At 65.3% G+C, this 25,999-nt stretch carries 23 protein-coding genes; 10 read left to right on the top strand and 13 right to left on the bottom strand.

Going from position 1 to position 25,999, the window contains the following annotated elements:
* Window positions 1-13: 13 nt before the first annotated feature.
* Window positions 14-1,267, bottom strand: a complete 1,254-nt coding sequence (locus tag NLM31_RS12050; RefSeq protein WP_254192328.1) for an MFS transporter — start codon at window positions 1,265-1,267, stop codon at window positions 14-16.
* Between the two features lie 339 nt (window positions 1,268-1,606).
* Between NLM31_RS12050 and nadA the strand changes: the two genes are divergently transcribed.
* The 3 genes from nadA to nadC all read left to right on the top strand — a co-directional run bounded on the left by nadA (window position 1,607) and on the right by nadC (window position 5,369).
* Window positions 1,607-2,710, top strand: coding sequence for a quinolinate synthase NadA (gene nadA / locus NLM31_RS12045; protein ID WP_254192327.1), 1,104 nt, complete (start codon window positions 1,607-1,609; stop codon window positions 2,708-2,710).
* 158 nt (window positions 2,711-2,868) lie between these two features.
* Window positions 2,869-4,479 carry an L-aspartate oxidase gene (locus NLM31_RS12040; RefSeq protein WP_254192326.1) on the top strand — a complete coding sequence of 537 codons (1,611 nt, stop codon included), beginning with the start codon at window positions 2,869-2,871 and terminating at the stop codon, window positions 4,477-4,479.
* An 11-nt stretch (window positions 4,480-4,490) separates the two neighbouring features.
* Window positions 4,491-5,369: a carboxylating nicotinate-nucleotide diphosphorylase gene (nadC, locus tag NLM31_RS12035; protein ID WP_254129374.1), complete on the top strand. Its 879-nt coding sequence runs from the start codon at window positions 4,491-4,493 to the stop codon at window positions 5,367-5,369.
* 113 nt (window positions 5,370-5,482) lie between these two features.
* Here the strand turns inward: nadC and NLM31_RS12030 are convergent, their stop codons facing one another.
* The 3 genes from NLM31_RS12030 to NLM31_RS12020 form a co-directional block, all read right to left on the bottom strand.
* Window positions 5,483-6,937 carry a cell wall hydrolase gene (locus tag NLM31_RS12030; protein WP_254192325.1) on the bottom strand — a complete coding sequence of 485 codons (1,455 nt, stop codon included), beginning with the start codon at window positions 6,935-6,937 and terminating at the stop codon, window positions 5,483-5,485.
* Window positions 6,938-7,446: 509 nt separating this feature from the next.
* Window positions 7,447-10,395: a pyruvate, phosphate dikinase gene (gene ppdK / locus NLM31_RS12025; RefSeq protein ID WP_254192324.1), complete on the bottom strand. Its 2,949-nt coding sequence runs from the start codon at window positions 10,393-10,395 to the stop codon at window positions 7,447-7,449.
* A 96-nt stretch (window positions 10,396-10,491) separates the two neighbouring features.
* Window positions 10,492-10,647 carry a DUF3096 domain-containing protein gene (locus NLM31_RS12020; RefSeq protein WP_007607177.1) on the bottom strand — a complete coding sequence of 52 codons (156 nt, stop codon included), beginning with the start codon at window positions 10,645-10,647 and terminating at the stop codon, window positions 10,492-10,494.
* A 221-nt stretch (window positions 10,648-10,868) separates the two neighbouring features.
* On the opposite strand from NLM31_RS12020, the gene NLM31_RS12015 reads away from it, so the two are divergent.
* Window positions 10,869-11,222 carry a DUF1236 domain-containing protein gene (locus tag NLM31_RS12015; protein WP_254129371.1) on the top strand — a complete coding sequence of 118 codons (354 nt, stop codon included), beginning with the start codon at window positions 10,869-10,871 and terminating at the stop codon, window positions 11,220-11,222.
* 114 nt (window positions 11,223-11,336) lie between these two features.
* On the opposite strand, the gene glyS is transcribed toward NLM31_RS12015, so the two are convergent.
* The 6 genes from glyS to NLM31_RS11985 form a co-directional block, all read right to left on the bottom strand.
* On the bottom strand, window positions 11,337-13,436 hold the full coding sequence (gene glyS, locus NLM31_RS12010) for a glycine--tRNA ligase subunit beta (RefSeq protein ID WP_254192323.1): 2,100 nt from the start codon (window positions 13,434-13,436) through the stop codon (window positions 11,337-11,339).
* Complete coding sequence (locus NLM31_RS12005) at window positions 13,436-14,371, bottom strand: glycine--tRNA ligase subunit alpha (protein ID WP_254129369.1); 936 nt, start codon at window positions 14,369-14,371, stop codon at window positions 13,436-13,438. The genes glyS and NLM31_RS12005 overlap by 1 nt, the downstream gene beginning before the upstream one ends.
* A 229-nt stretch (window positions 14,372-14,600) precedes the next feature.
* Entirely contained in the window at window positions 14,601-14,792 is a 192-nt protein-coding gene (locus tag NLM31_RS12000) for a hypothetical protein (protein ID WP_254192322.1), read from the bottom strand.
* A 105-nt stretch (window positions 14,793-14,897) separates the two neighbouring features.
* Window positions 14,898-15,806: a S49 family peptidase gene (locus NLM31_RS11995; protein WP_254129367.1), complete on the bottom strand. Its 909-nt coding sequence runs from the start codon at window positions 15,804-15,806 to the stop codon at window positions 14,898-14,900.
* Between the two features lie 216 nt (window positions 15,807-16,022).
* Complete coding sequence (locus NLM31_RS11990) at window positions 16,023-16,790, bottom strand: tRNA1(Val) (adenine(37)-N6)-methyltransferase (RefSeq protein WP_254129366.1); 768 nt, start codon at window positions 16,788-16,790, stop codon at window positions 16,023-16,025.
* Window positions 16,783-17,010, bottom strand: coding sequence for a DUF2007 domain-containing protein (locus NLM31_RS11985; protein WP_027529147.1), 228 nt, complete (start codon window positions 17,008-17,010; stop codon window positions 16,783-16,785). Before NLM31_RS11985 ends, NLM31_RS11990 begins: the two co-directional genes overlap by 8 nt.
* A 129-nt stretch (window positions 17,011-17,139) precedes the next feature.
* Between NLM31_RS11985 and NLM31_RS11980 the strand changes: the two genes are divergently transcribed.
* The 5 genes from NLM31_RS11980 to NLM31_RS11960 all read left to right on the top strand — a co-directional run bounded on the left by NLM31_RS11980 (window position 17,140) and on the right by NLM31_RS11960 (window position 21,406).
* A complete protein-coding gene (locus NLM31_RS11980) occupies window positions 17,140-18,147 on the top strand; it encodes a polyprenyl synthetase family protein (protein ID WP_008131473.1) in 1,008 nt (335 codons plus the stop codon).
* 389 nt (window positions 18,148-18,536) lie between these two features.
* Window positions 18,537-19,052, top strand: coding sequence for a helix-turn-helix domain-containing protein (locus NLM31_RS11975; RefSeq protein ID WP_254129365.1), 516 nt, complete (start codon window positions 18,537-18,539; stop codon window positions 19,050-19,052).
* A gap of 1 nt (window position 19,053) precedes the next feature.
* Window positions 19,054-20,316 carry a beta-ketoacyl-ACP synthase II gene (fabF, locus tag NLM31_RS11970; protein WP_254192321.1) on the top strand — a complete coding sequence of 421 codons (1,263 nt, stop codon included), beginning with the start codon at window positions 19,054-19,056 and terminating at the stop codon, window positions 20,314-20,316.
* A gap of 43 nt (window positions 20,317-20,359) precedes the next feature.
* Window positions 20,360-20,992, top strand: coding sequence for a LysE family translocator (locus NLM31_RS11965; protein WP_254192320.1), 633 nt, complete (start codon window positions 20,360-20,362; stop codon window positions 20,990-20,992).
* A gap of 21 nt (window positions 20,993-21,013) precedes the next feature.
* Entirely contained in the window at window positions 21,014-21,406 is a 393-nt protein-coding gene (locus NLM31_RS11960) for a RidA family protein (RefSeq protein ID WP_254129362.1), read from the top strand.
* A 43-nt stretch (window positions 21,407-21,449) separates the two neighbouring features.
* On the opposite strand, the gene NLM31_RS11955 is transcribed toward NLM31_RS11960, so the two are convergent.
* Entirely contained in the window at window positions 21,450-21,728 is a 279-nt protein-coding gene (locus NLM31_RS11955) for a hypothetical protein (RefSeq protein WP_254129361.1), read from the bottom strand.
* A gap of 408 nt (window positions 21,729-22,136) precedes the next feature.
* On the opposite strand from NLM31_RS11955, the gene NLM31_RS11950 reads away from it, so the two are divergent.
* On the top strand, window positions 22,137-23,006 hold the full coding sequence (locus NLM31_RS11950; protein WP_254135298.1) for an alpha/beta fold hydrolase: 870 nt from the start codon (window positions 22,137-22,139) through the stop codon (window positions 23,004-23,006).
* 98 nt (window positions 23,007-23,104) lie between these two features.
* Here the strand turns inward: NLM31_RS11950 and NLM31_RS11945 are convergent, their stop codons facing one another.
* Window positions 23,105-23,989, bottom strand: a complete 885-nt coding sequence (locus NLM31_RS11945) for a 4-(cytidine 5'-diphospho)-2-C-methyl-D-erythritol kinase (protein WP_254129360.1) — start codon at window positions 23,987-23,989, stop codon at window positions 23,105-23,107.
* A gap of 25 nt (window positions 23,990-24,014) precedes the next feature.
* A complete protein-coding gene (locus NLM31_RS11940) occupies window positions 24,015-25,811 on the bottom strand; it encodes a tetratricopeptide repeat protein (RefSeq protein WP_254129359.1) in 1,797 nt (598 codons plus the stop codon).
* Window positions 25,812-25,999: the final 188 nt, after the last annotated feature.

The raw sequence follows: 25,999 nt of genomic DNA, 5'->3' as shown, positions 1-25,999 counted from the left end.
GATGTTTAGCCGATCAGGCAGGCTGCGCAACCGCTCGTGCGACCGGCTTCTCCACGATCGGAAGATTGATCAGAGCCGAGAGCACGCCGAACAGGATCGAGAGCCACCAGATCGGCGTATAGGAACCGAACTTCTCGAACACGATGCCCCCTAACCAGACGCCTAGGAAGCCGCCGACCTGATGGCTGACGAAGGCAAAGCCATAGAGCGTGGCAAGCCAGCGCGTGCCGAACATCAGGGCCACCAGCGCCGAGGTCGGCGGCACCGTCGACAGCCAGGTCAGGCCGGAGACCGCACCGAACGCGATCGCCGAGAACGGCGTGATCGGGAACGAGATGAAGGCGAGCGTCGCGAGCGCACGGGTAATATAGATCGTCGAGAGGATGTAGCGCTTCGGCAAGCTGTTCTGGAGATAGCCGACGCTGAGCGAGCCCATGATGTTGAACAGGCCGATCGCCGCGATCACCCAGCCGCCGGTTTGCGTCGAGATGCCGCGGTCGACCAGGAAGGCCGGCAGATGCACGGTGATGAAGGCGAGCTGGAAACCGCAGGTGAAGAAGCCGAGCACCAGCAGCACGTAGGAGCGATGGCCGAAGGCTTCGGCGAGCGCCTTGGTGATGGTCTGCTCATCCGCAGGTGCCGCATTGGCCGTGCTTGCGACCGGCGGCGTCGAGATCGCCAGCGCCAGCGGGATGATCAGCAGCATCAGGAAGCCGAACACGGTGAGCGCCTGCTGCCAGCCGAAATTGTCGATCAGCGCGACACCAATGGGCGCGAACAGGAACTGGCCGAGCGAGCCCGCCGCGGTGCCGGCACCGAGCGCGAGGCCGCGCTTCTCGGCAGGCAGCAGCTTCGTGAACGCCGACAGCACGAGATTGAACGAGCAGCCGGCGAGACCGAAGCCGACCATCACGCCGGCGCCGATATTGAGCGACAATGGTGTCGACGAATAGCGCATCAGCAGCAGGCCGCCGGCATAGAGCAGCGCACCGACGCACATCACGCGGTACAGGCCGAAGCGATCGGCAATCGCGCCCGCGAATGGCTGGCCCAATCCCCACAGCAAATTCTGGAAGGCGATGGCGAGGCCGAACACGTCACGGCCCCATGCGAATTCGTGGCTCATCGGCTGCACGAAGAAGCCAAGCGCCGAGCGCGGGCCGAAACCCAGCATGCCGATCGCGCAGCCGCAGATGATGATGACGGCCGGCGTGCGCCAGTTGGATGAACGAGAGGCCGGACCGAGTTCGCCCGCTTGTATCGACATGGTGTCTCCTTCTCGGCCCTGGGCGGATCTGCAAATCGACAGCCGCATGTCAGCCGTTTAATGCAACTGCATGAAAATCCCAAGCCGAAAATGATTGCGTTCCACGAGGGGCTGCCGCGGGAGCATTGCGTTTCATTGCGGCGCCGTCTGGCGGCAGGAGGACGACTTGACGGGAATGTGTGCGAGGGGACCTAGCGGCGGCATAGATGCCGTGTTATCTTCGATTTACTCAGATTGAGTATATGTGCACCTGACGAAACCCACCGGCCGTCTCGGCCGGATTTCTCAGGCTCAATATATACTCATGTTGAGCATATATAACTCGCACGGGAGGCTTCGATGCCGATCACTGGAATTTACGGCCCCGACGATCTTGCCACTCGGCCACAGGGCCAGGCCAACTCCGCCCCGCCGGCGCCGGCGCGAACCGGCCCCGCGCTGCCGCGGCCCTCGCTGGAATGGACGAGCGAGATCGAACGCGCCACCGCGCCGATCTACGAGCGCGTCAAGCATGTGATCCCGCCGATCGAATGGCCGCTGATGGCGCCGACGATTCACGCGATCAATGAACTGAAGCGCGCGCGCAACGCGGTGATCCTCGCCCACAATTACCAGGCGCCGGAGATCTTTCATGGCGTCGCCGACATCGGCGGCGATTCGCTTCAGCTCGCCGTCGAGGCCACCAAGGTGAAGGCCGATGTCATCGTGCAATGCGGCGTGCACTTCATGGCCGAGACGTCGAAACTGCTCAATCCGGACAAGACGGTGCTGATCCCGGACTCCCGCGCCGGCTGCTCGCTCGCCGCCAGCATCACCGGCGCCGACGTTCGCCTGCTCCGCGAAAAATTTCCCGGCGTGCCCGTGGTCGCCTACGTCAACACGTCGGCTGAGGTGAAGGCCGAGGTCGACATCTGCTGTACCTCGTCGAACGCGGTGCAGGTGGTGGAAAGCCTGAATGCGCCAAGCGTGATCTTCCTGCCCGACCGCTATCTCGCGACCTACGTCGCCTCGAAGACCGACGTCAAAATCATCGCCTGGAAGGGTGCCTGCGAGGTGCATGAGCGCTTTACGGGCGACGAACTGCGCGCCTTCCGCGACGCCGATCCCTCCGTGCAGATCATCGCGCATCCCGAATGTCCGCCTGACGTTTTGGCAGAGGCCGATTTCACCGGATCGACCGCGCACATGATCAATTGGGTGCGCGAGCGGCGTCCGAAGCGGCTGGTGATGATCACGGAATGCTCGATGGCCGACAATGTCCGCGCCGAGTTGCCCGATGTGGAAATGCTGCGGCCCTGCAATCTCTGCCCGCACATGAAGCGCATCACGCTGTCCAACATCCTGGAGAGCCTGCTGACCCTCGGCGAGGAAGTCACAATCGATCCGGCGCTGGCGGAGCGCGCGCGGCGCTCGGTCGAGCGGATGATCAATCTGAAGAACTAGCAACACACACAGCTGTCGTCCCGGCGAAGGCCGGGACCCATAACCACAGGGAGATGTTTGACGAAGAACGACGTCAAACACCTCAGCAAAATAACTACAGCTGCGGAGTATGGGTCCCGGCCTTCGCCGGGACGACGGTGGAGAGCTTGGAGAAGATCATGACTACAGACAACATCCACAATCTCACCCGCTCCACCGACGACGTCGTCATCGTCGGCGGCGGTCTCGCCGGTCTGTTCTGCGCGCTCAAACTCGCACCGCGGCCGGTGACGCTGATCTCGGCGGCGCCGCTCGGACAGGGGGCATCATCCGCATGGGCGCAGGGTGGCATCGCGGCCGCCGTCGCCGAGGGCGACAGTCCCGAAGCGCATGCGGCGGATACGATTGCGGTCGGCGGCGGCATCGTCGACGAAGCGGTCGCGCTCGGCATCGCGCGCGAGGCCGCACCGCGCATTCACGATCTGCTCGCCTATGGTGTGCCGTTCGACCGCGATCTCGAAGGCCGGCTCGCAGTCGGACGCGAAGCCGCGCATTCGGCGCGGCGGATCGTCCACGTCCGCGGCGACGGCGCGGGCGCCGCGATCATCGCGGCGCTGAGCGAAGCCGTGCGGCGAACGCCGTCGATCCGCCTGATCGAAGGCTTAGTCGCCGAAGCACTGCTTACCGAGGACGGCGCCGTCACCGGACTTCAGTTGCGCGAGGCCGGAAATTTTGCCGCCAAGCCCGTGATGATCGCCTCGCGCGCGGTGGTGTTGGCGACCGGGGGCATCGGCCATCTCTATGCCGTCACCACCAATCCGACTGAGGCCAACGGATCGGGTCTTGCGATTGCCGCGCGCGCCGGCGCCGTGATCGCCGATCCGGAGTTCGTCCAGTTCCATCCGACCGCGATCATGGTCGGCCGCGATCCTGCGCCGCTTGCGACCGAGGCGCTGCGCGGTGAGGGCGCCTCGCTGATCAACGGCCAGGGCGAGCGCTTCATGGCGGCGCAGCATCCGCTCGCCGAACTGGCGCCGCGCGACATCGTGGCCCGCGGTGTGTTCGCCGAGGTCGCGGCGGGACGCGGCGCGTTTCTCGATGCACGCCGAGCGCTGGGTGCGCGCTTCGCCGAAAAATTCCCGACCGTGCATGCAAGCTGCATCGCGGCCGGCATCGATCCGGCGACGCAACCGATCCCGATCGCGCCGGCCGTGCACTATCACATGGGCGGCATCGCGGTGGACGCGCGCGGCCGCAGCTCGATCGACGGGCTCTGGGCCGGCGGAGAAGTATCGTCCACCGGTGCGCATGGCGCCAATCGACTTGCCTCGAATTCGCTGCTCGAGGCCGTGGTTTATGCTGCACGCATCGCCGACGATATCGCCGGCCACGCGATCCCCTCACCTGCCCGCCTGCCCGAGGCGCTGGTGACGCCGCGCGGCGCGGCGCCGGATGCTGCTGCCGTGAAGCGGCTGCGCGCGATGATGAGCGCGAATGTCGGCGTGATCCGCGAGCGCGACGGACTTGCGGACGCCGTACGCGACTTTGCTGCGCTCGAGCGCAAGGTCACGAGCATCGCTGTCCGCAACATGGCGACGGCGGCCCTGCTCATAGCGGCCTCGGCCTGGAGCCGTCACGAGAGCCGCGGCGCGCATTTCCGCTCCGACCATCCTGCGGAGGTGCCCGCACTGGCGCAGAGGACGATGACCACGCTCACTGCTGTGCGCGAGATCGCGGACAGCCTCACCGCGCATTCAACGCCGCGCATCGCGCAATCCATGATCGCCTGACGGAGCCTCTCATGATCACCCCGAATTCGCTGCTCTATCCCGACGCCTTCCTCTCCCCGCTCGCCATCGACGAGGCCGTACATCGCGCGCTCGACGAGGACCTCGGCCGCGCCGGCGACGTCACCTCGCTCGCGACGATCCCGGAAGCGACCAAGGCGCAGGCCATCCTCGTCGCGCGGCAATCCGGCGTCATCGCCGGCCTGCCGCTCGCGCTGGCGACCCTGCAAAAGCTCTCGTCCGACCTGGAGGTGCGCGCGCATGTCCGCGACGCCGCACGCATCGCCCGCGGGCAACCCGTGCTGACGATCTCCGGCCCGGCCCGCGCCATTCTCACCGCGGAACGGACCGCGCTGAATTTCGTCGGCCGTCTCTCGGGCGTGGCCACGCTGACCGCGGACTATGTCGCGCGCACCGAAGGCACAAGGATGCGGATCTGCTGCACGCGAAAGACCACGCCGGGGTTGCGCGCGCTGGAGAAATACGCGGTGCGGTGCGGTGGCGGCTTCAACCACCGCTTCGGCCTCGACGATGCGATCCTGATCAAGGACAACCACATCGCCGTCGCCGGCGGCATCCGCCCCGTGCTGGAGCGTGCCCGCGCGCATGTCGGCCATCTCGTCAAGATCGAGATCGAGGTGGATACGCTCGCGCAGCTCCGCGAGGTCCTCAACACCGGCCTCGCCGAGGCGGTGCTGCTCGACAACATGGACATCGCGACGCTGCGCGAGGCGGTGCGGATCAGCGAGGGCCGGGTCGCGCTGGAAGCATCGGGCGGCGTCACATTGGACTCGATCGCGGCAATCGCGGCGACCGGCGTCGACTACGCCTCATCCGGTGCGCTGACGCATTCGGCGCCGAATTTCGATTGCGCGCTGGATATCGAGATGTGAGGTAGTCTCTCCGGCATGGCCGGGCTCGTCCCGGCCATCCACGCCTTGCCACGCGGCACGAAGAACGTGGATGCCCGGGACAAGCCCGGGCATGACGATCTTCTTCCGAATGCCTAGCGCCGCTCGACCACGCCCATCTCGGCGGAGCTCTTGGCTTCCTGCACGAGCTCGGCCGAGAGTGCGGCGGTCTGCGCCGGCGTGCCCCAGCTCGGCTCTTCGCTGCCGTCGCCCCAATTGCGCGGCCGATAGAAGGTGTGCACGCCGGTCTTGTACATCTTCTTCATCTCGGCGACCCAGGACGGACGCACCCAATAGGCGTGGTAGTGCGTCGACTTGCCGACTTCGGGCAGCCAGATCTGACCGTCGAGCATCGCCTTCGAAATCCTCTTGGCGCGCTCCCACATCTCGGGCTCGCGGATCACATCGGGATTGTTGTCGCAGGCGAAGGTGAACTGGCAGGCGAAGTGGCGGTACTTGTTCTGATAGACCACGCCGCACACGGTGTCCGGATATTTGCCGGAGAACACGCGGTTCATCACCACTTGCGCGACCGCGATCTGGCCACGCACGGCCTCGCCGCGAGACTCGAAATAGACCGCTTCGGCAAGGCACTTTTCAGACTTCGCGCGCGACTTCTCGTCCAGTGCCAGCCGCTCGGCCGGCGATTTGGCGCGCTGGTTGTCGGCGTTGACTTCGCCCTTCGGGGCGACGCTCTCGCCACTCTCGGCAATGCCCGCGAGGTCCTCGGTCGGCGGCGACAGCGAAGCCAGCTTCATGTCGGGGTCGGGCATCACGATCAGCGGCTCGGCACCAGGCTGCCAGCTCTCGATGCTCTCGACATTGCCGCCAAGCGAGGAGCTGCCGAAGAACAGGTTCGAGGTCTTGACGCTGAAGGGATCGCGCGGCGGGGCAACGACCGTCGCCTGCTTGAGCGCATTGAGGGGCTGCGCCGCAAAAGACAACGCGTTGTCGTCGGCCTTCGGCGGATTGGCATATTGCGGCAGTGGCGGCGCGCGCATCGCCTCCTGAAGCTCGGGATCGAGCGCCGCGGCGGACTCCGGCGACATCGCCTGCGGTTGCGCCACCGGCAGCGCAGCGGTCTTGGCGCCGAACACGGAGCTGTTCGAGGTCGCGGGATCCTGCTGCGGCGGCGCGGCGGCCGGTGCTGCCGTCTCGGGCGCGGGCGTCACGGTGGCGAGACGGTCGCCCTTCAGCGCGCGATCGACCTTGGGGAAATCGGAGGCCTGGTAACGCGTCGGTGCCTGGAGCACCGGATTGCGCGTAACGGTGCCGGTGACGTCGCGGCCATCGAGGCTCGCGAGGCGAACCATCGCGCTCTGCGGCACTGAAGTCCCGATCGGGCGCGAAAAGCTGTAGGTGGCAAGCTGAATGGACGAGGCTGCAGAGAACACCTGCTTCTGCCAACGCTCGGCGACGCCGGGCTGACGCGCCAGCAACGAGCCAATGTCCTGATAGCCGGTCTCTCTCGGCATCAATGCGAAGATGCAGAGACCGATTCCGAAGGATGCGAACCGCGCACCCTTCGGATGGTTACGCAACACAAACATCGATACGCTCACGCTACGCTTACACTAGAAGGATCGAGCCGCAGTACGTCCGTGCAATTCGATCTTTATCGTGAGTATCTAATTTAGGTTGCCGGGGCGTTAATCGTCGTTGCGCATGAAGCACACTCAAGCAATGTCAGGTGTTTTCACGGCGCGATGCTACGCATTGGTAAATGCGGGCTCACTTGAAACAGTAAACATCTGGTCAACGCGAATGGTGAAGGAACTCTTGCCGGCGCGTATCATTACGGGACGCGCGAGGTTCTGCTTTTACGGCAACAACCGCTGTCATGCCCCGGCTCGACCGGGGCATCCAGTACGCTGCGGCTTCTCGATTAGATCACTGCCGTCTCGGAGTACTGGATCGCCCGGTCAAGCCGGGCGATGACAGTGAGTATGTGGTCTGGATTGCTTCGCTACGCTCGCAATGACGGGTGGAGAGAGCGTGACCAAAACAAAAGAGGCGGGGTTCGGCCCCGCCTCTTTCGCATCTCGGATGTCTCTTCGTCTTACGCCTGACTCGCGACGACCTTGCCGAGCGCTGCCTGAGCGGCAGCAAGCCGCGCGATCGGCACGCGATACGGCGAACATGAGACGTAGTCGAGGCCGACATTGTGGCAGAACGCAACGGAGGCCGGGTCGCCGCCGTGCTCGCCGCAGATGCCCATCTTGAGCTTCGGGCGCGCCTTGCGGCCGCGCGCGACGCCGATCTTGACGAGCTCGCCGACGCCTTCCTGGTCGAGCGAGATGAAGGGATCGATCGAGAGGATGCCCTTCGTCACGTAGGGACCGAGGAAGCTCGCGGCGTCGTCGCGGCTGATGCCGTAGGTCGTCTGCGTCAGGTCGTTGGTGCCGAACGAGAAGAACTCGGCACTCTCCGCGATCTGTTCCGCGAGCAGGCAGGCGCGCGGCAGCTCGATCATGGTGCCGACCTGATAGGCAGGCTTTGTATTGGTATCGCGCATCACGGCCTTCGCCGTGGCATCGATCCGCGCCTTGACGAGGTCGAGCTCGGCCTTGGTCGCGATCAGCGGCACCATCACCTCGAGGCCGACGGCCTTGCCGGTGCGCTTCTCGGCTTCGACCGCAGCCTCGAAGATTGCGCGTGCCTGCATCTCGGCGATCTCAGGATAGGCGATCGCGATGCGGCAGCCGCGGAAGCCGAGCATCGGATTGAACTCCGACAGCTCGCGCGCGCGATCGGCGAGACGCCGCGGATCGGTGTTCATGGCGCGCGCCACTTCCTCGACCTCGGCATGGGTGTGCGGCAGGAACTCGTGCAGCGGCGGGTCGAGCAGACGGATCGTGACGGGCAGGCCCTTCATGATCTCGAACAGCTCGACGAAGTCGGCGCGCTGCATCGGCAGCAGCTTGGCAAGCGCGGCACGGCGCGACTGCTCGTCCTCGGAGAGGATCATCTCGCGCACCGTGCGGATGCGCGTCTCCTCGAAGAACATGTGCTCGGTGCGGCAGAGGCCGATGCCTTCCGCACCGAACTTGATTGCGGTGCGGGCGTCGTCCGGCGTATCGCCGTTGACGCGGACGCCGATCTTGCGGACCTGGTCGGCCCAGTTCATCAGCGTGCCGAACTCGCCGGAAAGCTCCGGCTCGATCATCGGCATGCGGCCGGCCAGCACCTGGCCGAGCGAGCCGTCGATGGTGATGACATCACCGGCCTTGAAGGTGCGCGAGCCGATGCTCATCGTGCCGCGACCGTAATCGACGCGGATGGTGCCGCAGCCGGAGACGCAGGGCTTGCCCATGCCGCGCGCGACGACGGCGGCGTGCGACGTCATGCCGCCGCGGGTGGTCAGGATGCCTTCGGCGGCGTGCATGCCGTGGATGTCTTCGGGGCTGGTCTCGATGCGGACCAGGATGACCTTGCGTCCGTCGCCCTGGAGCTTGGCCGCCTCGTCCGAGGAGAACACGATCTCGCCGGAGGCCGCACCGGGCGACGCCGGCAGGCCGGTCGCGATCACGTCGCGCTTGGCGTTGGGATCGATGGTCGGATGCAGCAGCTGATCGAGCGAGGCGGGGTCGATCCGCATCACCGCTTCCTTCTTGGTGATCAGTCCCTCATTGGCGAGTTCGACCGCGATGCGCAGCGCCGCCTTGGCCGTGCGCTTGCCGCCGCGGGTCTGCAGCATCCAAAGCTTGCCCTGCTCGACCGTGAACTCCATGTCCTGCATATCGCGGTAGTGCTTCTCGAGCAGCGTGTAGATCCGCGTCAGCTCCTTGAAGGCCTCCGGCATCGCCGCTTCCATCGACGCCTTGTCGGAGCCCGATTCCTTGCGCGCTTCTTCGGTGATGTCCTGCGGCGTGCGGATGCCCGCCACCACATCCTCGCCCTGCGCGTTGATCAGGAACTCGCCGTAGAGCTTGCTCTCGCCGGTCGAGGGGTTGCGGGTGAACGCAACGCCGGTCGCCGAGGTCTCGCCCATGTTACCGAACACCATGGCCTGCACGTTGACCGCGGTGCCCCAGGATTCCGGAATGTCGTGCAGCTTGCGGTAGGTCACCGCGCGCGCATTCATCCAGGATGAAAACACCGCGCCGACCGCACCCCAGAGCTGGTCATGCGGATCCTGCGGGAAGTCCTTGCCGGTCTCGCGCGCGACCGCGTCCTTGTACTTGCCGACCAGACCGACCCAGTCCTCGGCGGTGAGGTCGGTGTCGAGCGTGTAGCCCTGGCTGTCCTTGAACGTGTCGAGGATTTCCTCGAAGTGATGATGCTCGAAGCCGAGCACCACGTCGGAATACATGGTGATGAAGCGGCGATAGCTGTCATAGGCGAAGCGACGGTCGCCCGAGAGCTCCGACAGCGCTTCCACGGTCTCGTCGTTGAGGCCGAGATTGAGCACGGTGTCCATCATGCCCGGCATCGAGGCGCGCGCGCCGGAGCGCACGGAGACGAGCAGCGGGTTCTTGGTGTCGCCGAACACCTTGCCGGTCAACTTGCCGACATGGTCCAGCGCCTTCTCAACCTGCGACTGCAATTCCTTCGGATAGGATTTGTCGTGGGCGTAGAAATAGGTGCAGACCGAGGTCGGGATGGTGAAGCCCGGAGGCACCGGCAGGCCGAGATTGGCCATCTCGGCGAGGTTGGCGCCCTTGCCGCCGAGGAGGTCGCGCATCTCCGTGCGGCCCTCGGCCTTGCCGTCGCCGAACGTGTAGACCCACTTGCCGGCCTTGATCGCGGCCGGAGCCGCCTTGGCGGGCGCAGCCTTCGCAGCGACCTTGGCGGCAACCTTCGGCGTGGCCTGCTTGGTCGCAGCCTTCGCGGCCGGCTTGGCCGCAGGTTTCGCGGCAGGCTTGGCAGCGGCCTTGGCGACCGGCTTCGGGGCGCTCTTCACGGCGCTCTTGGGAAGCGCCTTGCGGGCCGCCGGCGCAGCCTTCGCCTTGGACGAGGGCTTTGATTTCGCTGCAGTTTTATTAGGCTTCGAGGCGGCTTTGGCCATAGCTTGCACACAACCTGCGAGAGGAATGGGAAATCGCGCGCCTTACACCACTTTGGGCAGGCCCGCGCAAGTCGAAGAGTTCCGGAAAATGAAGGCCTAGAGATGGAGCCACTTCAACAAACCGAGCCCAATCGCCCCGTTGACGATGAGAAAAATCGCCACGATCAGGTTCAGCAGACGGGGCATGATCAGGATGAGCACACCCGCGAGCAATGACAGGATCGGCGAGATGTGGGCGACAGTGATGTGCATGAATTGTCTTTCCGAGCGTTAAGGCGAATCGCGGGCGGATCATACCGGACCCGGTTCCGCGGGTAGAGACGCGCGAGGCCGCAACGGGTTCCCCGCTTCGCGAAAACTGCCCGAAATTGCCGCGTATGCGGCGGGCCTTTTCCGGAACATCACGCGCGCCGCAGCATTGGCAACCGGTCGCGCCGCTGGCGCCGGCTGAAATCAATTCGAAGGAGTTGTCCATGCGGAACAGGATTCTCGCCCTCGCAGCGCTTGGCATCGCGCTCGGTGCGCCGATCGCGGCGCAGGCGCAAACCGGGATCACGGTGGGACGTGCGCCTGTCGTGGTCGATAGCGGCCCGACCATCGCGGTGGAACAGCGGCCGGCTTTCCGTGACTATGTCATCGAGCAACGTGTGCCAGCCTTCAGCATCCCGGATCGCGTGATCGTCGGCGGCACGTTACCCGAAACCGGCATCACCTATTATGACGTGCCGCAACGTTTCGGCGCGACGACCTATCGCTACACCGTCGTGAACGGCGAGACGGTGCTGGTCGAGCCGCGCTCGCGCCGCATCGTCGAGGTGATGGACTAGCGATCAACTAGGTGTCCGGCGCGTCATATCAATCAGGCTGGCGCGAGCAGTGCAAACGGACATCAGGCCCCGCCCGGTCTTCCCCCCGCCGGGTGGGGCTTTTTTGCGCCGGCCTCAATCCTGGATCTTCGAGAAGTCCGCGACCGCACGCGTGGCGCTGCGGATTTCGTTGAGCAGCTTCAGGCGGTTCTCGCGCACCTTGGCATCGTCGTCGTTGACGCGCACCTTGTCGAAGAACGCATCGACCGGCGGACGCAGCTTGGCCATCGCGCTCATCGCGGCGGCAAAGTCCTCCTTGGCAACGGCTGCGCTGGCTTCCGCCTTCACGTCGCCGATCGCCTTGGCCAGCGCCTTCTCTTCGTCGAGGCTGTAGAGCGCAGCATCCGGCGCGCCGTCGAACGTGCGCTTGTCCTTTTTTTCCTCGATCGAGAGAATGTTGCTGGCGCGCTTGGTGCCGGCGAGCAAATTCTTGCCGTCGTCGCTCTCGAGGAATTTTCCGAGCGCCTCGACACGGCGGACGATCATCAGCAGATCGTCCTGGCCGCCGAGCGCAAACACGGCATCGACGAGATCGTGACGCGCGCCCTGCTCGCGGAGCTGGACTTTCAGGCGGTCGGCGAAGAAGGCGAGCAGATCGTTCGGGAGCTTCTGCGCATCCGCAGGCTTCACCGATAGGCCAGCGAGCGCGGACGCAGCCACCTTCATCAGCGAGAGCCGAAGCGCGTTCTCGGCAATCAGCCTGATCACGCCCAGCGCCGCGCGACGCAGCGCATACGGGTCCTTCGATCCCGTCGGCTTCTCGTCGATCGCCCAGAATCCAACGAGCGTGTCGATCTTGTCGGCGAGCGCGACCGCGACGCTGACCGGATCGGTCGGCACGCGATCGGCCGGACCTTGCGGCTTGTAGTGCTCCTCGCAGGCGGCAGCGACGGACGCGTCCTCGCCCTGCGCCAGCGCGTAGTACTTGCCCATCAGGCCCTGCACTTCGGGGAATTCACCGACGACTTCGGTCAGCAAATCCGCCTTTGCCAGATGCGCTGCGCGCGTCGCCTTGGCGACATCGGCGCCAACCAGCGGCGCGATCTCCGCGGCGAGGCGCTCGATGCGCTTGATGCGCGCGGCTTGCGTCCCCAGCTTCTCGTGGAACACGATCTGCTCGAACTTCGGCAGCCGATCCTCGAGCTTCGTCTTCAGGTCCGTCTCGTAGAAGAATTTCGCATCCGACAGGCGCGGACGGATGACGCGCTCGTTGCCTGATACGATGACTTGGCCGCCGTCGGTCGCCTCGATGTTGGCGGTGAGGACGAACTTGTTGGTCAGCTTCCCGGTCTTGGGATCCTTGACCACAAAGCACTTCTGGTTGTTACGGATCGTGGCGCGGATCACCTCGTCGGGGATCGCCAGATATTCCGCCTCGAACGATCCCATCATGACGACGGGCCATTCCACGAGGCCAGAGACCTCGTCCAGCAACACCTGATCCTCGACCAGCTCAAAACCTTGCGCGAAGGTCAGCTCCTTGGCGTCCTCGAATATGATGTCCTTGCGCGCCTGCGGATCGAGGATGACCTTGGCCGCCTTCAGCTTCGCCTCATAGTCCTCGAAGCGGCGCACGGAAATCGCAGCTGGTGCCATGAAGCGATGGCCGTAGGTGGTCTGCCCGGTTTCGATTCCGTCGACCGAGAATTTCACGACATCGGGCTCTTCCGTCTCGGGCCCGAAGGTCGCAATGATCGCATGCAACGGACGCACCCAGCTCAGCGAGCCGGGCTTGCCGGAGCGCGCGCCCCAGCGCATCGATTTCGGCCAGGGGAAGGTGCGGATGATGACGGGCAGGATTTCCGCGAGCACGTCGATGGCGTCGCGGCCGGCCTTCTCGATCAGCGCGATGTAGAAGTCGCCCTTCGGGTCGCGCTGGATCTTGGCTTCATCCAGCGACTTCAAGCCGGTCGCCTTCAGAAAGCCCTGCACGGCCGCATCGGGGCCGCCGACCTTCGGTCCGCGGCGTTCGGTCTTGAGGTCAGGCTGGCGCGCGGGGATGCCGTGCACGGTGAGCGCGAGGCGGCGCGGCGTCGCGAAGGCTTTCGCGCCCTCGTAGACGAGGCCTTCGGCGACGAGCTTGTCGGTGACCAGGCGGCGCAGATCGTCGGCCGCCTTGGCCTGCATGCGCGCGGGAATCTCTTCCGAGAACAGTTCAAGCAAAAGATCGGGCATCAGGCCGCTCCGCCCGCTTCAGTGTGGATCCAGGCCTCGCCGCAGGCTTTTGCCAATTCGCGTACGCGCAGAATGTAGCTCTGCCGCTCCGTCACCGAGATCACGCCGCGTGCGTCCAATAGGTTGAAGACGTGACTCGCCTTGATGCACTGGTCATAGGCCGGCAGCGACATCAGGTGTGCTTCGCGCTTGCCGTCCTTCCAGCCAGCGTCGAGATACTTTCTGCAAGCGGCCTCAGCCATCTTGAACTGCTCGAACAGCATCGCGGTGTCGGCGACTTCGAAATTGTGCTTCGAATATTCCCGCTCGGCCTGGAGGAAGACGTCGCCATAGGTGACCTTCGCGTCGCCCTCGCGGCCGTTGAAGTTGAGGTCATAGACGCGGTCGACGCCCTGCACATACATCGCAAGCCGCTCGAGCCCGTAGGTGAGCTCGCCCGCGACCGGTGCGCATTCAAAACCCGCGACCTGCTGGAAATAGGTGAACTGGCTGACTTCCATGCCGTCGCACCAGCATTCCCAGCCGAGGCCCCAGGCGCCCAGCGTCGGGCTCTCCCAGTCGTCCTCGACGAAGCGGATGTCGTGCACGGCGGAATCGATACCGATCGCGGCGAGCGACTTCAGGTACAGTTCCTGAAGGTTCGGCGGCGACGGCTTCATGATCACCTGGAACTGGTAGTAGTGCTGCATCCGGTTCGGGTTCTCGCCGTAACGGCCGTCCTTGGGCCGGCGCGACGGCTGCACATAGGCGGCGTTCCAGGGTTTTGGCCCGAGCGCGCGCAACGTGGTGGCCGGATGGAAGGTACCCGCGCCCATCTCCATGTCGTAGGGCTGCAAAATCACGCAGCCCTGCTCGGCCCAGAACCGCTGGAGCGCGAGGATAAAGCCCTGGAACGAGCGTTCCGGGCGCATATGGGCGGGCAATGAGGCGTCCATCGTCAGATCAGGCTCTCGCGGGGGGTTTTGAATCGCGCGGGACCGTATCGACGGCGGGGGTGGGAATCAAGGCAAAGGGGCGGATTCGGGCTTAACGGATGCCCTAGGGCGGTCTCGTAGAGTGGGCAAAGGCGCACTCGCGCCGTGCCCACCGTCTTTCGATGAATTCGGATGCTGCTGGTGGGCACGCTTCGCTTTGCCCACCCTACGGCAGCGGTTCGTGAGGCGACTAGCCGGGCCGGTAGGCTCCGGTCACGGGGTCACGCTTCAATGTCTGGATATTCCCCATATGGGCGGCCTCGGCGACGCGCGAGAGGCGCATCTCCTCCAGCTCCTGGTTGATCCGGAGTGCGGTCTTGTAGGCCCAGCGGACCACGGCAAGCCCACCCAGGACGCCCGCAAATGCAACGAACGGCGGCATCGGTCGATCCTTGTTCAATGCTCAGCCCCCACACGCATATTCGCGCACTCCGGGCTGCGCCGCAATTGGCTCAGTCCGGACCAAATGGCGCGGGAGCGCCTCCGCCTAGAACCCGAATTTCGCCCAAATCGCCCGCGTCTCGACCGCCGAGATCAGTTCGTCCGGCAGACCGGCCATTGATTCCATGGCCGAAAGCTGGCCCGCGCCGGGCGATTTCCGCCCCAACAGACCGGACAGCAGACCGGTCGGCTGCGCGATCACAGGGGTGAGAACCTTGTCGCCATAGCGGGCACGAAGAGTTGAGCGGATATCGCCGATGCCATCGGCCAAGCCGAGCGCGATCGACGTCTCACCGGCCCAGTACTCGCCGGTGAACAGGGTGTCGTCCGCGCCCTTCAGCCGCGCGCCGCGGCTTTCCTTCACCAGCGCGATGAAGATCTGGTGGATCTCGCGCTGAAGCGCCTTGAGCTTGGCGACGTCGTCGGGGTTTTCGGGCAGGAACGGATCGAGCATCGCCTTGTGGGCGCCGGCCGTGTACAGCCGGCGCTCGATGCCGAGCCGCTTGATCGCCTCCTGAAAACCGAAGCTGCCGCCGACCACGCCGATCGAGCCGAGGATCGAGGACGGGTCGCAGAAGATCTCGTCGCCGGCGCAGGCGATCATGTAGCCGCCGGAGGCTGCGACGTCCTCGACGAACACCAGCACCGGCAGCTTCTTCTCCGCCGCGAGCTGCTTGATGCGCAGATAGATCTGGCGCGACTGCACCGGCGAGCCGCCGGGCGAATTGATCACCAGCGCCACCGCCTTGGCGTTGCGGACCGAAAAGGCCCGCTCCAGCACCCGGGCGACGCCCGCGAGCGACATGCCCGGGCGCAGCGGGGTCACCGCGCCGATCACGCCGGACAGCCGCACCACCGGCACCACAGCCGTACCCGGGCGGAAGCGCGCCGGCAGATATTGCATGAGCTTGTCGGCCCAGCCGGAATTTTTGCGATCGTTCAATTGTTCGGCCATGCCGTTACCTCTGATTAACCAATTCTTATCACGCGACTGTCATTGAAAGTGCCTGGAACGTGTTTTGCAGAATCCCCGTTGGGAAGCTGCAATAAGGCAGCGGAGGAAGCGACATGAAGATCTATCTGCTGTTGATGCTGATCGGCGCGCTTTTCACGGCGATCCGCGTTACGTCCCAGCCGGAACAGCAGTCGGAATCGCTTCCGCAGTAAGCCGTCACGGCTCCGCCAGCGGCAAGACCGCTCTCCCTTCCAGAATATTCCTCACCTCTTTTTTAGGCACGCGTGACTCATCATTGAGCATGAGGCCTGGCAGCAATCGCAGCGGCGCCCGGCCCCCCTTGACGGCGCGCACCAGCACACGGATCGCAGGCCTTCCCGCTTCGCCATGAACCGGCAGGATCGACACGCTGCCGAAGCCGCGTGACAGCGCTGCCAAAACCTCCGCGACACCATCCGCACGCCAGATCAAGGTCAGCACGCCGTTCGATCGCAGCAGGCGCCGCGCGGCATGCACCCAGGCCTGCAGCGTCTCCTCGGTCGCGACATGCGCGGTGTGACGCGCCTGGTCCGGCGAGCCACGGTGCCGCGTGGCATCGTTGAAGGGCGGGTTCATCAGCACGCAGTCGGCGCTGTCGGGCATGAGCCCATGTGCCGCAAACGCCTGCGCATCCGCCGTGACGTCGAGCACAATCACCGCCGCGGCAATCGCATTCGCGGCCGCATTGGTGCGCGCGAGCCCGGCCAGTTCCGGATCGATCTCGACGAGGCCAAGATCGATCCCGGCCACGCGCCGGGCCAGCGCCAGCCCGGCCGTGCCAATGCCGGCGCCGAGATCGACCACACGGTCGCCAGCGCGGGCTTCGGTCGCAGCCGCAAGCAGAATCGCATCGTGCCCGGCGCGGTGGCCGGATCGCTTCTGCCTCAGGAGCAACTGCCCGCCGAGAAAGGCGTCCTCGGTGATATCTGTGACGACGTCAATCATCGCCGCGCAGTTCGTGGCTGAGCCCGGCCTCGGTCAGGAGCTGCCGGGCCTCGATGGCGTCGTCCTCATGGACCAGGATCCGCCGCGGCAGGACGCCGAGCGAGCCTTCGATGATGCTCATGTTCTGGTCCAGCACCAGGTGATGGATGTTGGCGCCGTCCAGCAGCGCGCCGATCGCCGACACCAGCACGATATCGTTGGTCCGAACCAGTTCACGCAAACGAGCCTCCTGCCCGAAAGGGGTTAAGCTGCAAATGTCAATGGTTCCACAGGCCTTGCCGCATCCCCGTCCAGTTTCTATTGTCTTTCCATCAGAATAGCCCCTCCGGGGCAAATATTGGAGACCGGCGTGGCCGTCATCGTACCTTTCGAAACCCCCGGCGCGTCGATCGAAGAGCTGGTTGCCCTTGTCGCCCCCGATATGGAGCGCGTCAACGCCACGATCCTGTCGCGGACGGGCTCCGACGTGACCATGATCCCGGAAGTGGCCAACCATCTGATCTCCTCCGGCGGCAAGCGGCTGCGGCCGATGCTGACGCTCGCCATGGCCAATCTGGCCGGCTACACCGGCGACGGCCACATCAAGCTGGCGGCCTCCGTCGAGTTCATGCACACCGCGACCCTGCTCCACGACGACGTCGTCGACGAGAGCGAGATGCGCCGTGGCAAGCTCTCGGCGCGCATGCTCTGGGGCAATGAGGCCAGCGTGCTGGTCGGCGACTTCCTGCTCGGCCAGGCCTTCCGCATGATGGTCGAGGTCGGCTCGCTGCGCGCGCTGGATATCCTTTCCGCGGCCGCCGCCACCATCGCCGAGGGCGAGGTGATGCAGCTCGCCGCCGCCAAGAACACCGCGACCACCGAGGACGAATATCTCGCCGTGATCCGCGGCAAGACCGCCGAACTGTTCGCAGCCGCCTGCGAGGTCGGCCCTGTCATCGCCAACCGCCCGAAGGCCGAGCAGACCGCCTGCCGCTCGGTCGGCATGAATCTCGGCATCGCCTTCCAGCTCGTCGACGACGTGCTCGATTATGGCGGCAAGAGTGCAAAACTCGGCAAGAACACCGGCGACGACTTCCGCGAAGGCAAGATCACCCTTCCCGTCGTGCTCGCCTTCCGCCGCGGCAACGACACCGAGCGCGCCTTCTGGATCAGGGCGCTCGAGCGCGGCGAGATCGGCGACAGCGACCTCGATCACGCCATCGGCCTGATGAACAAGCACCGCGCGCTCGAGGACACAATCAGCCGCGCCCATCACTACGGCGCCATGGCCGTCGACGCGCTGGCGCTGTTCCCGTCCTCGCCGATGAAGAGCGCGCTGGAGCAGGTGGTGGCGTTCTGCCTGGCACGGTCGCATTAGGGCGCGATCGCCCTCTCTGACTCTTCCGTACCGCTATCGGTCCCGTCATCCTGAGGTGCTCGCGCAGCGAGCCTCGAAGGATGCACGGCCGCGATGCATCTGGGCCGTCGCCCTTCGAGGCTCGCTGTGCTCGCGCCTCAGGGTGACGGGGTTAGATTTGCACTCGCAAATGACGGAGTACGGCGCACGACCGCGCTCTCCCTCCCGTGTCCCGGACGCGCTGCAGCGTGAAACGCTGCTGCGCTGAGCCGGGACGCAAGCGACATCCAGCGATCAACAATCTGGGCCCCGGCTCTGCAGCGCACCGCTGAAGGAGCGCTGCGCCGCGTCCGGGGCACAGCGGCACCCAGTAACTTGCATTTTGCAAGCCACTCCTCTACCTTCCCGGCATGCAGCCAAAATCCCCCTCGATCCTGGAATGCCCGGTCGGCCGCGCCGTGGAGACGGTCGGCGAGTGGTGGAGCATCTTGATCCTGCGGGATGCGTTTCAGGGCGCGACGCGGTTCGACGAGTTCGAGCGCAATCTCGGCATCGCGCCCAACATCCTGTCGCGGCGTCTCGCCCATCTCACCAAGACCGGCCTGTTCGTCCGCCGCCGCTACCAGGAGCGGCCGCCGCGTTACGAATATGTGCTGACGGACAAGGCGCGGGATTTCTTCCCCGTGATCGCCACGCTGCTCGCCTGGGGCAACAAGCATCTCGCGCCGAAGGGCGAATCCATCCTGCTGGCGAACCGGGGCGATCGCCGGCCGCTCGATCCGGTCGTGGTCGATGCCGCCGACAGGCAGCCGATCACGCTCGCCAACGCGGTGGTGATCGCGGGCCCCGGCGCGAGCCGCCTGATGCGGCGGCGGCTCATTTCGCTCAAAGCCATGAACCCGGCGGTCGCGCCGGCTGGAGACTGACATGCGTCGTATCGTCGTGACGGGAATGGGCGCGGTGTCGCCGCTCGGCTGTGGTGTCGAATTGTCCTGGCGCCGGCTGCTCGCCGGACAGAGCGGGTTGCGCCCGCTGCCCCAATGGTCGCAGGCGCTGCCCGCCCGCATTGCGGGTCTCGTGCCCGACAGGGCCGATGACGCCGATGGCGGCTTCGATCCGGCGGAGGCCGCCGCGCCAAAAGATCAGCGCAAGATGGACCGCTTCATTCTGTTCGCGCTGCTCGCCACCGCAGAAGCGGTCGCGCAGGCCAAATGGACGCCGCAGGATGCGGCATCGCTGGAGCGGACCGCGACCATCATCGGCTCCGGCGTCGGCGGCTTCCCTGCGATGGCGGAAGCGGTGCGCATCACCGAGCAGCGCGGCCCGCGCCGGCTCTCACCATTCACGATCCCCTCGTTCCTCGCCAATCTCGCTAGCGGCCACGTCTCGATCAAGTACGGCTACAAGGGCGCGCTGGGCACGCCGGTCACGGCGTGTGCCGCCGGCGTACAGGCCATCGGCGATGCCGCGCGCATGATCCGCGCCGGCGAGGTCGATGTCGCGATCTGCGGCGGTGCGGAAGCCTGCATCGATATCGTCAGCCTCGGCGGCTTTGCCGCAGCCCGCGCGTTGTCGAGCGGATTCAACGACGAGCCCACGCGCGCCTCGCGCCCGTTCGATCGCGACCGCGACGGTTTTGTGATGGGCGAAGGCGCGGGCATTCTCGTGATCGAGGAACTGGAACATGCGCTTGCGCGCGGCGCGACGCCGATCGCCGAGATTGTCGGGTACGGCACCACCGCGGATGCCTATCACATGACGTCGGGGCCGCCCGATGGCGACGGCGCCCGCCGCGCGATGGAGATCGCGCTGCGGCAGGCGAACCTTGCACCGGCGGATCTGCAGCACCTCAACGCGCATGCGACTTCGACACCGGCCGGCGACGAGAGCGAGCTCGGCGCGATCGGGGCGCTGTTCGGCCGCAGCCGCTCCATTGCGGTGAGCGCGACCAAATCGGCCACCGGTCATCTGCTCGGCGCCGCCGGCGGGCTGGAGGCGATCTTTACCGTGCTCGCCTTGCGCGACCAGATCGCGCCGCCGACGCTCAATTTTGAAAACCCGGACGGACACGCTGACGGCATCGACATCGTCGCAGGCAGCGCACGGCCGATGCCCATGCTCAACGCCATCTCCAACGGCTTCGGCTTCGGCGGGGTGAATGCCAGCGCGATCTTCCGCCGCATGGGTTGACGGCAGGCCTTGCAATCGCGGCGCGCTGCGCTACCAAACTGGCATGATTGATACGAACCTCTGGCTGTTCCTCGGCGCCGCGGTTCTCATCGCCGCCGTCCCCGGCCCCGGGATCTTCTATGTCGCAGCGCGAACCTTGTCGGAAGGACGCGCCAGCGGCTTTGCCTCGACCGCGGGCACGGCGCTGGGCGGATTGGTCCATGTCGTCGCAGGTAGTCTCGGCATCTCCGCGATCATCCTCGCGAGCGCCGAGCTGTTTGCGGTCGTGAAGTTCGTTGGCGCGCTGTATCTGGTCTGGCTCGGCATCAAGACCTTTCGCAGCGCCGGCCGGACGCTATCGCTCGCGAGCGAGCCCGTCGGCGACAAGCGCGCGTTCCGTGACGGCGTGCTGGTCGAGGCGTTGAACCCCAAGACCGCGGCGTTCTTCCTCGCCTTCATTCCGCAATTCCTCGATCCCGCGGGAGCGAGCCCCACGCTGCAATTCATCGCGCTCGGCGCCATCTCGGTGACACTGAACACGCTCGCCGATGTCGTCGTGGTGCTGATGGCGTCCGCGACCCGCACGCAGTTGATCGGTCGGCCGCTTCTGATGCAGCGTCTCACGCAGGGCTCCGGCGTCTTCATTGCCGGCCTCGGCGTCTCGCTCGCGCTGGCCCGGCGACCGGTGAATGGATAGCAAACTGGAACGAGGCCGACGATGACATCACGGGTCGAAACGCTGACGCCGCCGAACACACCCAAACCGATCGGGCCCTATAACCACATCGCCAAGGTCGGTGAGAACATCTGGATCGGCGGGACCGCGGGCTTTGATCCGGCAACAGGACAATTGGCCGGCTCCGACGTCGGCTCTCAGACGCGGCAAATCTTCAAATCGTTCGCGGTCATGCTGGAGGCGGTCGACTCGGACCTCAACCATGTCACTCACATCAACGTGTTTCTCCAGCAGATGTCGGACTTCGATGCGATGAACGCGGCCTATGTCGAGATGATGGGAGAGCACAGACCCGCGCGCACGGTGTTTTCTGTCCGCGAGCTGCCAAAGCCCGGCGTGTTGCTGACCATGAACCTGACGGCCGTGACGCGATAGGCGGCTTGAAAAGAGAAAGGGGCCGAAGCCCCTTTCCCGGATTTCACCACTGATGCCAGTGGTGCCAATGATGCCAGCGGTGCCAGCGCCAGCCGTCGCCCCAATGATGGTGCCAGCCGTAACCACCCCAATAATGCGGGTGATAATAGCCGCCGCCGTAATAATGGCGGTGCCAGCAATGGCCCCATTCGTTGCAGATGTAGCCGGCCGGAACGACGCCCGACGCACCGGGGACGTCGATCGGCTGCGCCGATGCCGCTCCGGTGGACAAGGCGACACCACCGAGAGCGGCGAGGCCGACGAACGCAGAAACGAGTTTCATGATTTTCACCTCCTAACATTCGTTGGAGGCGGTGAACGACGAGCGCGTTCGGTGGCTTACGAAGGTTTAACGCCGATGAACAAGCTGTCCGATCCGTCATGACTTGCCGAATTGTAACGCGCGCAATTCGAACGAGGCATCGCCAAGAGCTCACCCATTGATGTTGCGATGGAGGGTTCGATGAAGATGATGTCCTGGTCGCGTTATCACCTCCTGCCAAATTCGTTGTCGCGTGCCGCGCGCGCTGCGAAGCTATTCAAGATCCGGCAACGCAACCGCCCGGCGTATCAGGCGGCGCCCAAACCCGGCCCGGCACCGAAGCCGGCATGACCGCGCGCTTGCTTGTCGAATGACCGGCAGCAGGCTAGTTCAATGCAGTCTTACCCGGTAGTCGAGGAACGCGGCCAGATGCTCGCCCCGCAAAGTCGCAATTACGAGTCCCACGGACTGCGCCTGCATTACGCCGACTGGGGCAATGAGAGCGCATCACCACTCATCCTGGTGCATGGCGGCCGCGATCATTGCCGGAGCTGGGATGCCATCGCGCGCTCGTTGCAGCCGCACTTCCATGTGATCGCGCCCGATCTGCGTGGCCACGGCGATTCCGACTGGACCAAGGGAGGCAGCTACGCACTGACGGAGTATGTCTACGATCTCGCCCAGCTCGTCCGCAGCATCGCAGCGCCTCACGTGACGCTCATCGGCCATTCCATGGGTGGCATGGTGAGCCTGATATTTTCAGGCTCATTCCCCGAGCAGGTCACCAAGCTCGTCGTTCTCGACGGCGTGACGATGCTGCCTGATGCGCCAAAGCCCCCGACGCATGAGCGCATCGGCAAGTGGGTCAGCCAGCTCGACAGGCTGCACGATCGAACGCCGCGGCGCTATGCGACCCTCGAGGACGCGGCCGCGCAGATGGTGCTTCACAACAAGCGCCTCACCCGCGACCTCGCGCTGCACCTTGCCACGCACGGCGCGCGCCGGAACGAGGACGGCACCTATAGCTGGAAGTTTGATCCCTACCAGCGCGCCTCCGCGCCGCATCGGCTCTGGCCGGACGACCACGTCGCGCTGTGGTCGCGCATCACGTGCCCGACGTTGCTATTGAATGCGGGCGAAAGCTTTCTCGCCGGCGCCAGGGCCGCAGGCCTGGAACGCTATTTCCAGCAGGCACGCATCGCGACCATCTCCGGCGCCGGGCACTGGTTGCAGCATGACAAGCCGGAGGAGGTGCTGGGTGAGATCCGGCAGTTTCTCGGGCTTGAGAGCGTCGGCTAGCGACGCTGGCGTAGGGTGGGCAAAGCGAAGCGTGCCCGCCACATGATGATGGTGGGCACGGCGCTAGCGCGCCTTTGCCCACCCTACGGCAGCTGCGCCTAGCTCAACGTCCCCGCATGCACCCACCAGCCGGGATGGTCGCGCCGGATCTTTTCGGCGGCAGCGTGCGCATCATTTGCCGCACCGTAGATCGCAAAACAGGTCGCGCCCGAGCCGGACATCCGCGCGAGCTTGACGCCGGCGGACGAGCGCAAAGCGCCCAGCACGTCACCGATGACGGGTTCGATGCGCAGTGCAGGGGCTTCGAGGTCGTTGGCGACGGTTTCGAGAACCTCGACCCATTCCGAAATCGAGCCGCCCTGCTCCGGCCAGGCCGGCGCGTCGAGAACCGAGGTCGCGCCAACCAGCAATTCGCCGTTGCGCAGGCCCAACTCCCTGAACACGTCCTTGGTCGCGACCGGCACGCGCGGATTGACCATCACGCAAGGCATGCTCGGCAACGCCAGCGGCAGCAGCTGCTCGCCGACGCCGGTCATGTCGCAGGCCCGCGAGAACAGGCACACCGGGACGTCGGCCCCGGTCGCAAGCGCAACTTCCTGCAGGCGGGGATCATCGAGCGGGAGATCGTTGAGGCGCGCGAGAAGACGCAACGCTGCCGCCGCGTCGGCCGAGCCGCCGCCGATACCGGCTGCCACCGGCAGGACCTTGTCGAGCGCGAAGGCGCCGAGCTTCAAATTCGGCACCGCGTCCGCCAGCAGCTTGGCGGCCTTGAACACGAGATTGTCTGATGTCTCGCCGCAGGCCGCGGCAAGCGGCCCCGTGGTCGCAAGCCTGAGCTCGCCCCCCGGCTCCAGCGTGAGCCGGTCGGCACAATCGGCAAACGCAACCACGCTTTCGAGATCATGATAGCCGTCAGCACGACGGCCAACCACGCGAAGGCTCAGATTGACCTTCGCGCGCCCTTCTTCAACCAACGCCGGCATCGGCGATACGCCCCCAGTCACTCAGTTAGCCGCCCTTGCCGTCGTCCTTCTTCTTGTCCGCCTGCGCGGCCGAAGAGTTCGAATTGTCTTCCGTCATGCCATTGGCGATCTTGGCCTCGATCTTCGGCAGATCATCCGGCTCGGGCTTGAGATCGCGGGCATGTGCCCACTGGAATTTTGCTTCCAGCGTGCGGCCGACGCGCCAATAGGCGTCGCCGAGATGGTCGTTGATGGTAGGATCCTCGGGCTTCAGGTCGATCGCGCGCTCGAGGTTCTTCACCGCCTCTTCGTAGTTGCCGATGCGGTAATAGGCCCAGCCGAGGGAATCCACGATGTAGCCGTCGTCGGGACGCTGCTCGACGGCACGCTTGATCATCTTCATGCCTTCGTCGAGATTCACGCCCTGGTCGATCCAGGAATAGCCGAGATAGTTGAGGACATGCGGCTGGTCGGGCTGCAGCTCGAGCGCCTTCTTCATGTCGGCTTCGGCCTTGCCCCACTCCTTGGTGCGCTCCTCGCAAATGCCGCGGTAGTAGTACCAGACGCTGTTGGCCTTGTCGTTGCCGGCCGGCAGCACGTCGATGCCCCGCGAATAGGTCGCGCCACAGTCGGCGAACTTCTTGCGGCCGCGCTCGAGATTGCCGAGCGCCATGATGGCTTCGAGATCCTTGGAGTCCTCCGCGGTCACGCCCTTGAGGATCTTGATCGCCTCGTCGGTGCGGTCAGCGGAATCCAGATCGATGGCAAGCTGGATCTGCGCATTGCGCTTCAGAGGCGAAGACGACGGCACGCGCTCATAGATCTTGATCGCCATCTGCGGCCGCTTCACGGATTCATAGAGATCGGCGAGCGAGAGCAGGGCCAGCGGATGCGTGGGCTGCAGATAGAGCGCGAGCTGGAGATAGACCAGCGCCAGATCCTCGCCGCCGCGGCGGGTCAGCGTGGCGCCGATGCCGTAGAGCGCCTCGGCAGCACCAGCCTGCGCGGAATCGACCAGCGACGGCAGCTTCTTGCCGGCCTTGGTCTCGCGGAGGCCCTCCACGATCAGCGGATGACGGGCGAGCTTCTTGTCGAAGGCTTCATAGATCGCGGTCGCCGAAGCCGCGTCTTTGTTGCGCGACAGCCAGCGCGCATAGGCCTCGCTGACGCGCAGCATGGAATCGTCGAGCTTGTAGGCCCGCTCGAAACGGACGCCCGCGTCCTTCTCCTTGCCGGCGTTCTCGAGGATCATGCCGGCATGCAGGTCCTTGAACAGCGGATACCATTCCGGGCCCGCCAGCTTGTCGATGGTCGCGACCGCGCCCTTGGCATCGCCCGCACCATAGGCGGCCCAGCCGGACAGCAGCGTCGCGACGAGATCGGTGATCGGCCCGCGAATCGACTGGTTGATGTTGCTTTGCGCGCTCGGATATTTCTTCAGCTTCAAATCATGCACGCCGACCACGAGGCGCGCGACGCGATTGGTCTTGTCGATGGTGAGGATGCGCTCGGCGAGCTTGACCGCTTCGTCGATGTCGCCGTCGCCGACCGAGGCGATGAAGGCGCGGTCGAGCAGCTCGTTGTTCTTGGGATCGGTCCGCAGCGCGGAGCGGTAGAAGGCGGCGGCCGAGGTCGCGTCGCGCTCGACGCTGGCGTGACGGGCGGCGAGATAGCTGCCGGCGGTGGTGAGCGACTTCAGATCGTTTCGGGTCGGAAACTGCGCCGCCGTGTCGGCCGGATGATCCGGCGTCTGCGCCAGCACTCCGCCAGGGACCGCCACGATCGCGGAGCCGGCAAGGGCGATGACAGCAGCAGTCCAGCGGTTGAAACGATATGAAAACATCAGGGCTCGCCTTGAGTTGGTAGTGCCTGGGTTTGAAGCAAAAGGCCGTCTCGCACGCGAACGCGGCCGGCAACATGGGACCCGGAACCGTCGGGTCCGGACAATGCCGCTTTTGGCGCTTCACCGCAAGGATTCGGACCGGGCATCCCCTCCGCACGCCCCAAATCGGCCAAGTAACCGTTCGCGTG

This window comes from Bradyrhizobium sp. CCGUVB4N (assembly GCF_024199945.1).
In the GTDB taxonomy this organism is placed as follows: domain Bacteria; phylum Pseudomonadota; class Alphaproteobacteria; order Rhizobiales; family Xanthobacteraceae; genus Bradyrhizobium.
This window is presented reverse-complemented; position numbering and strand designations above follow the sequence as displayed.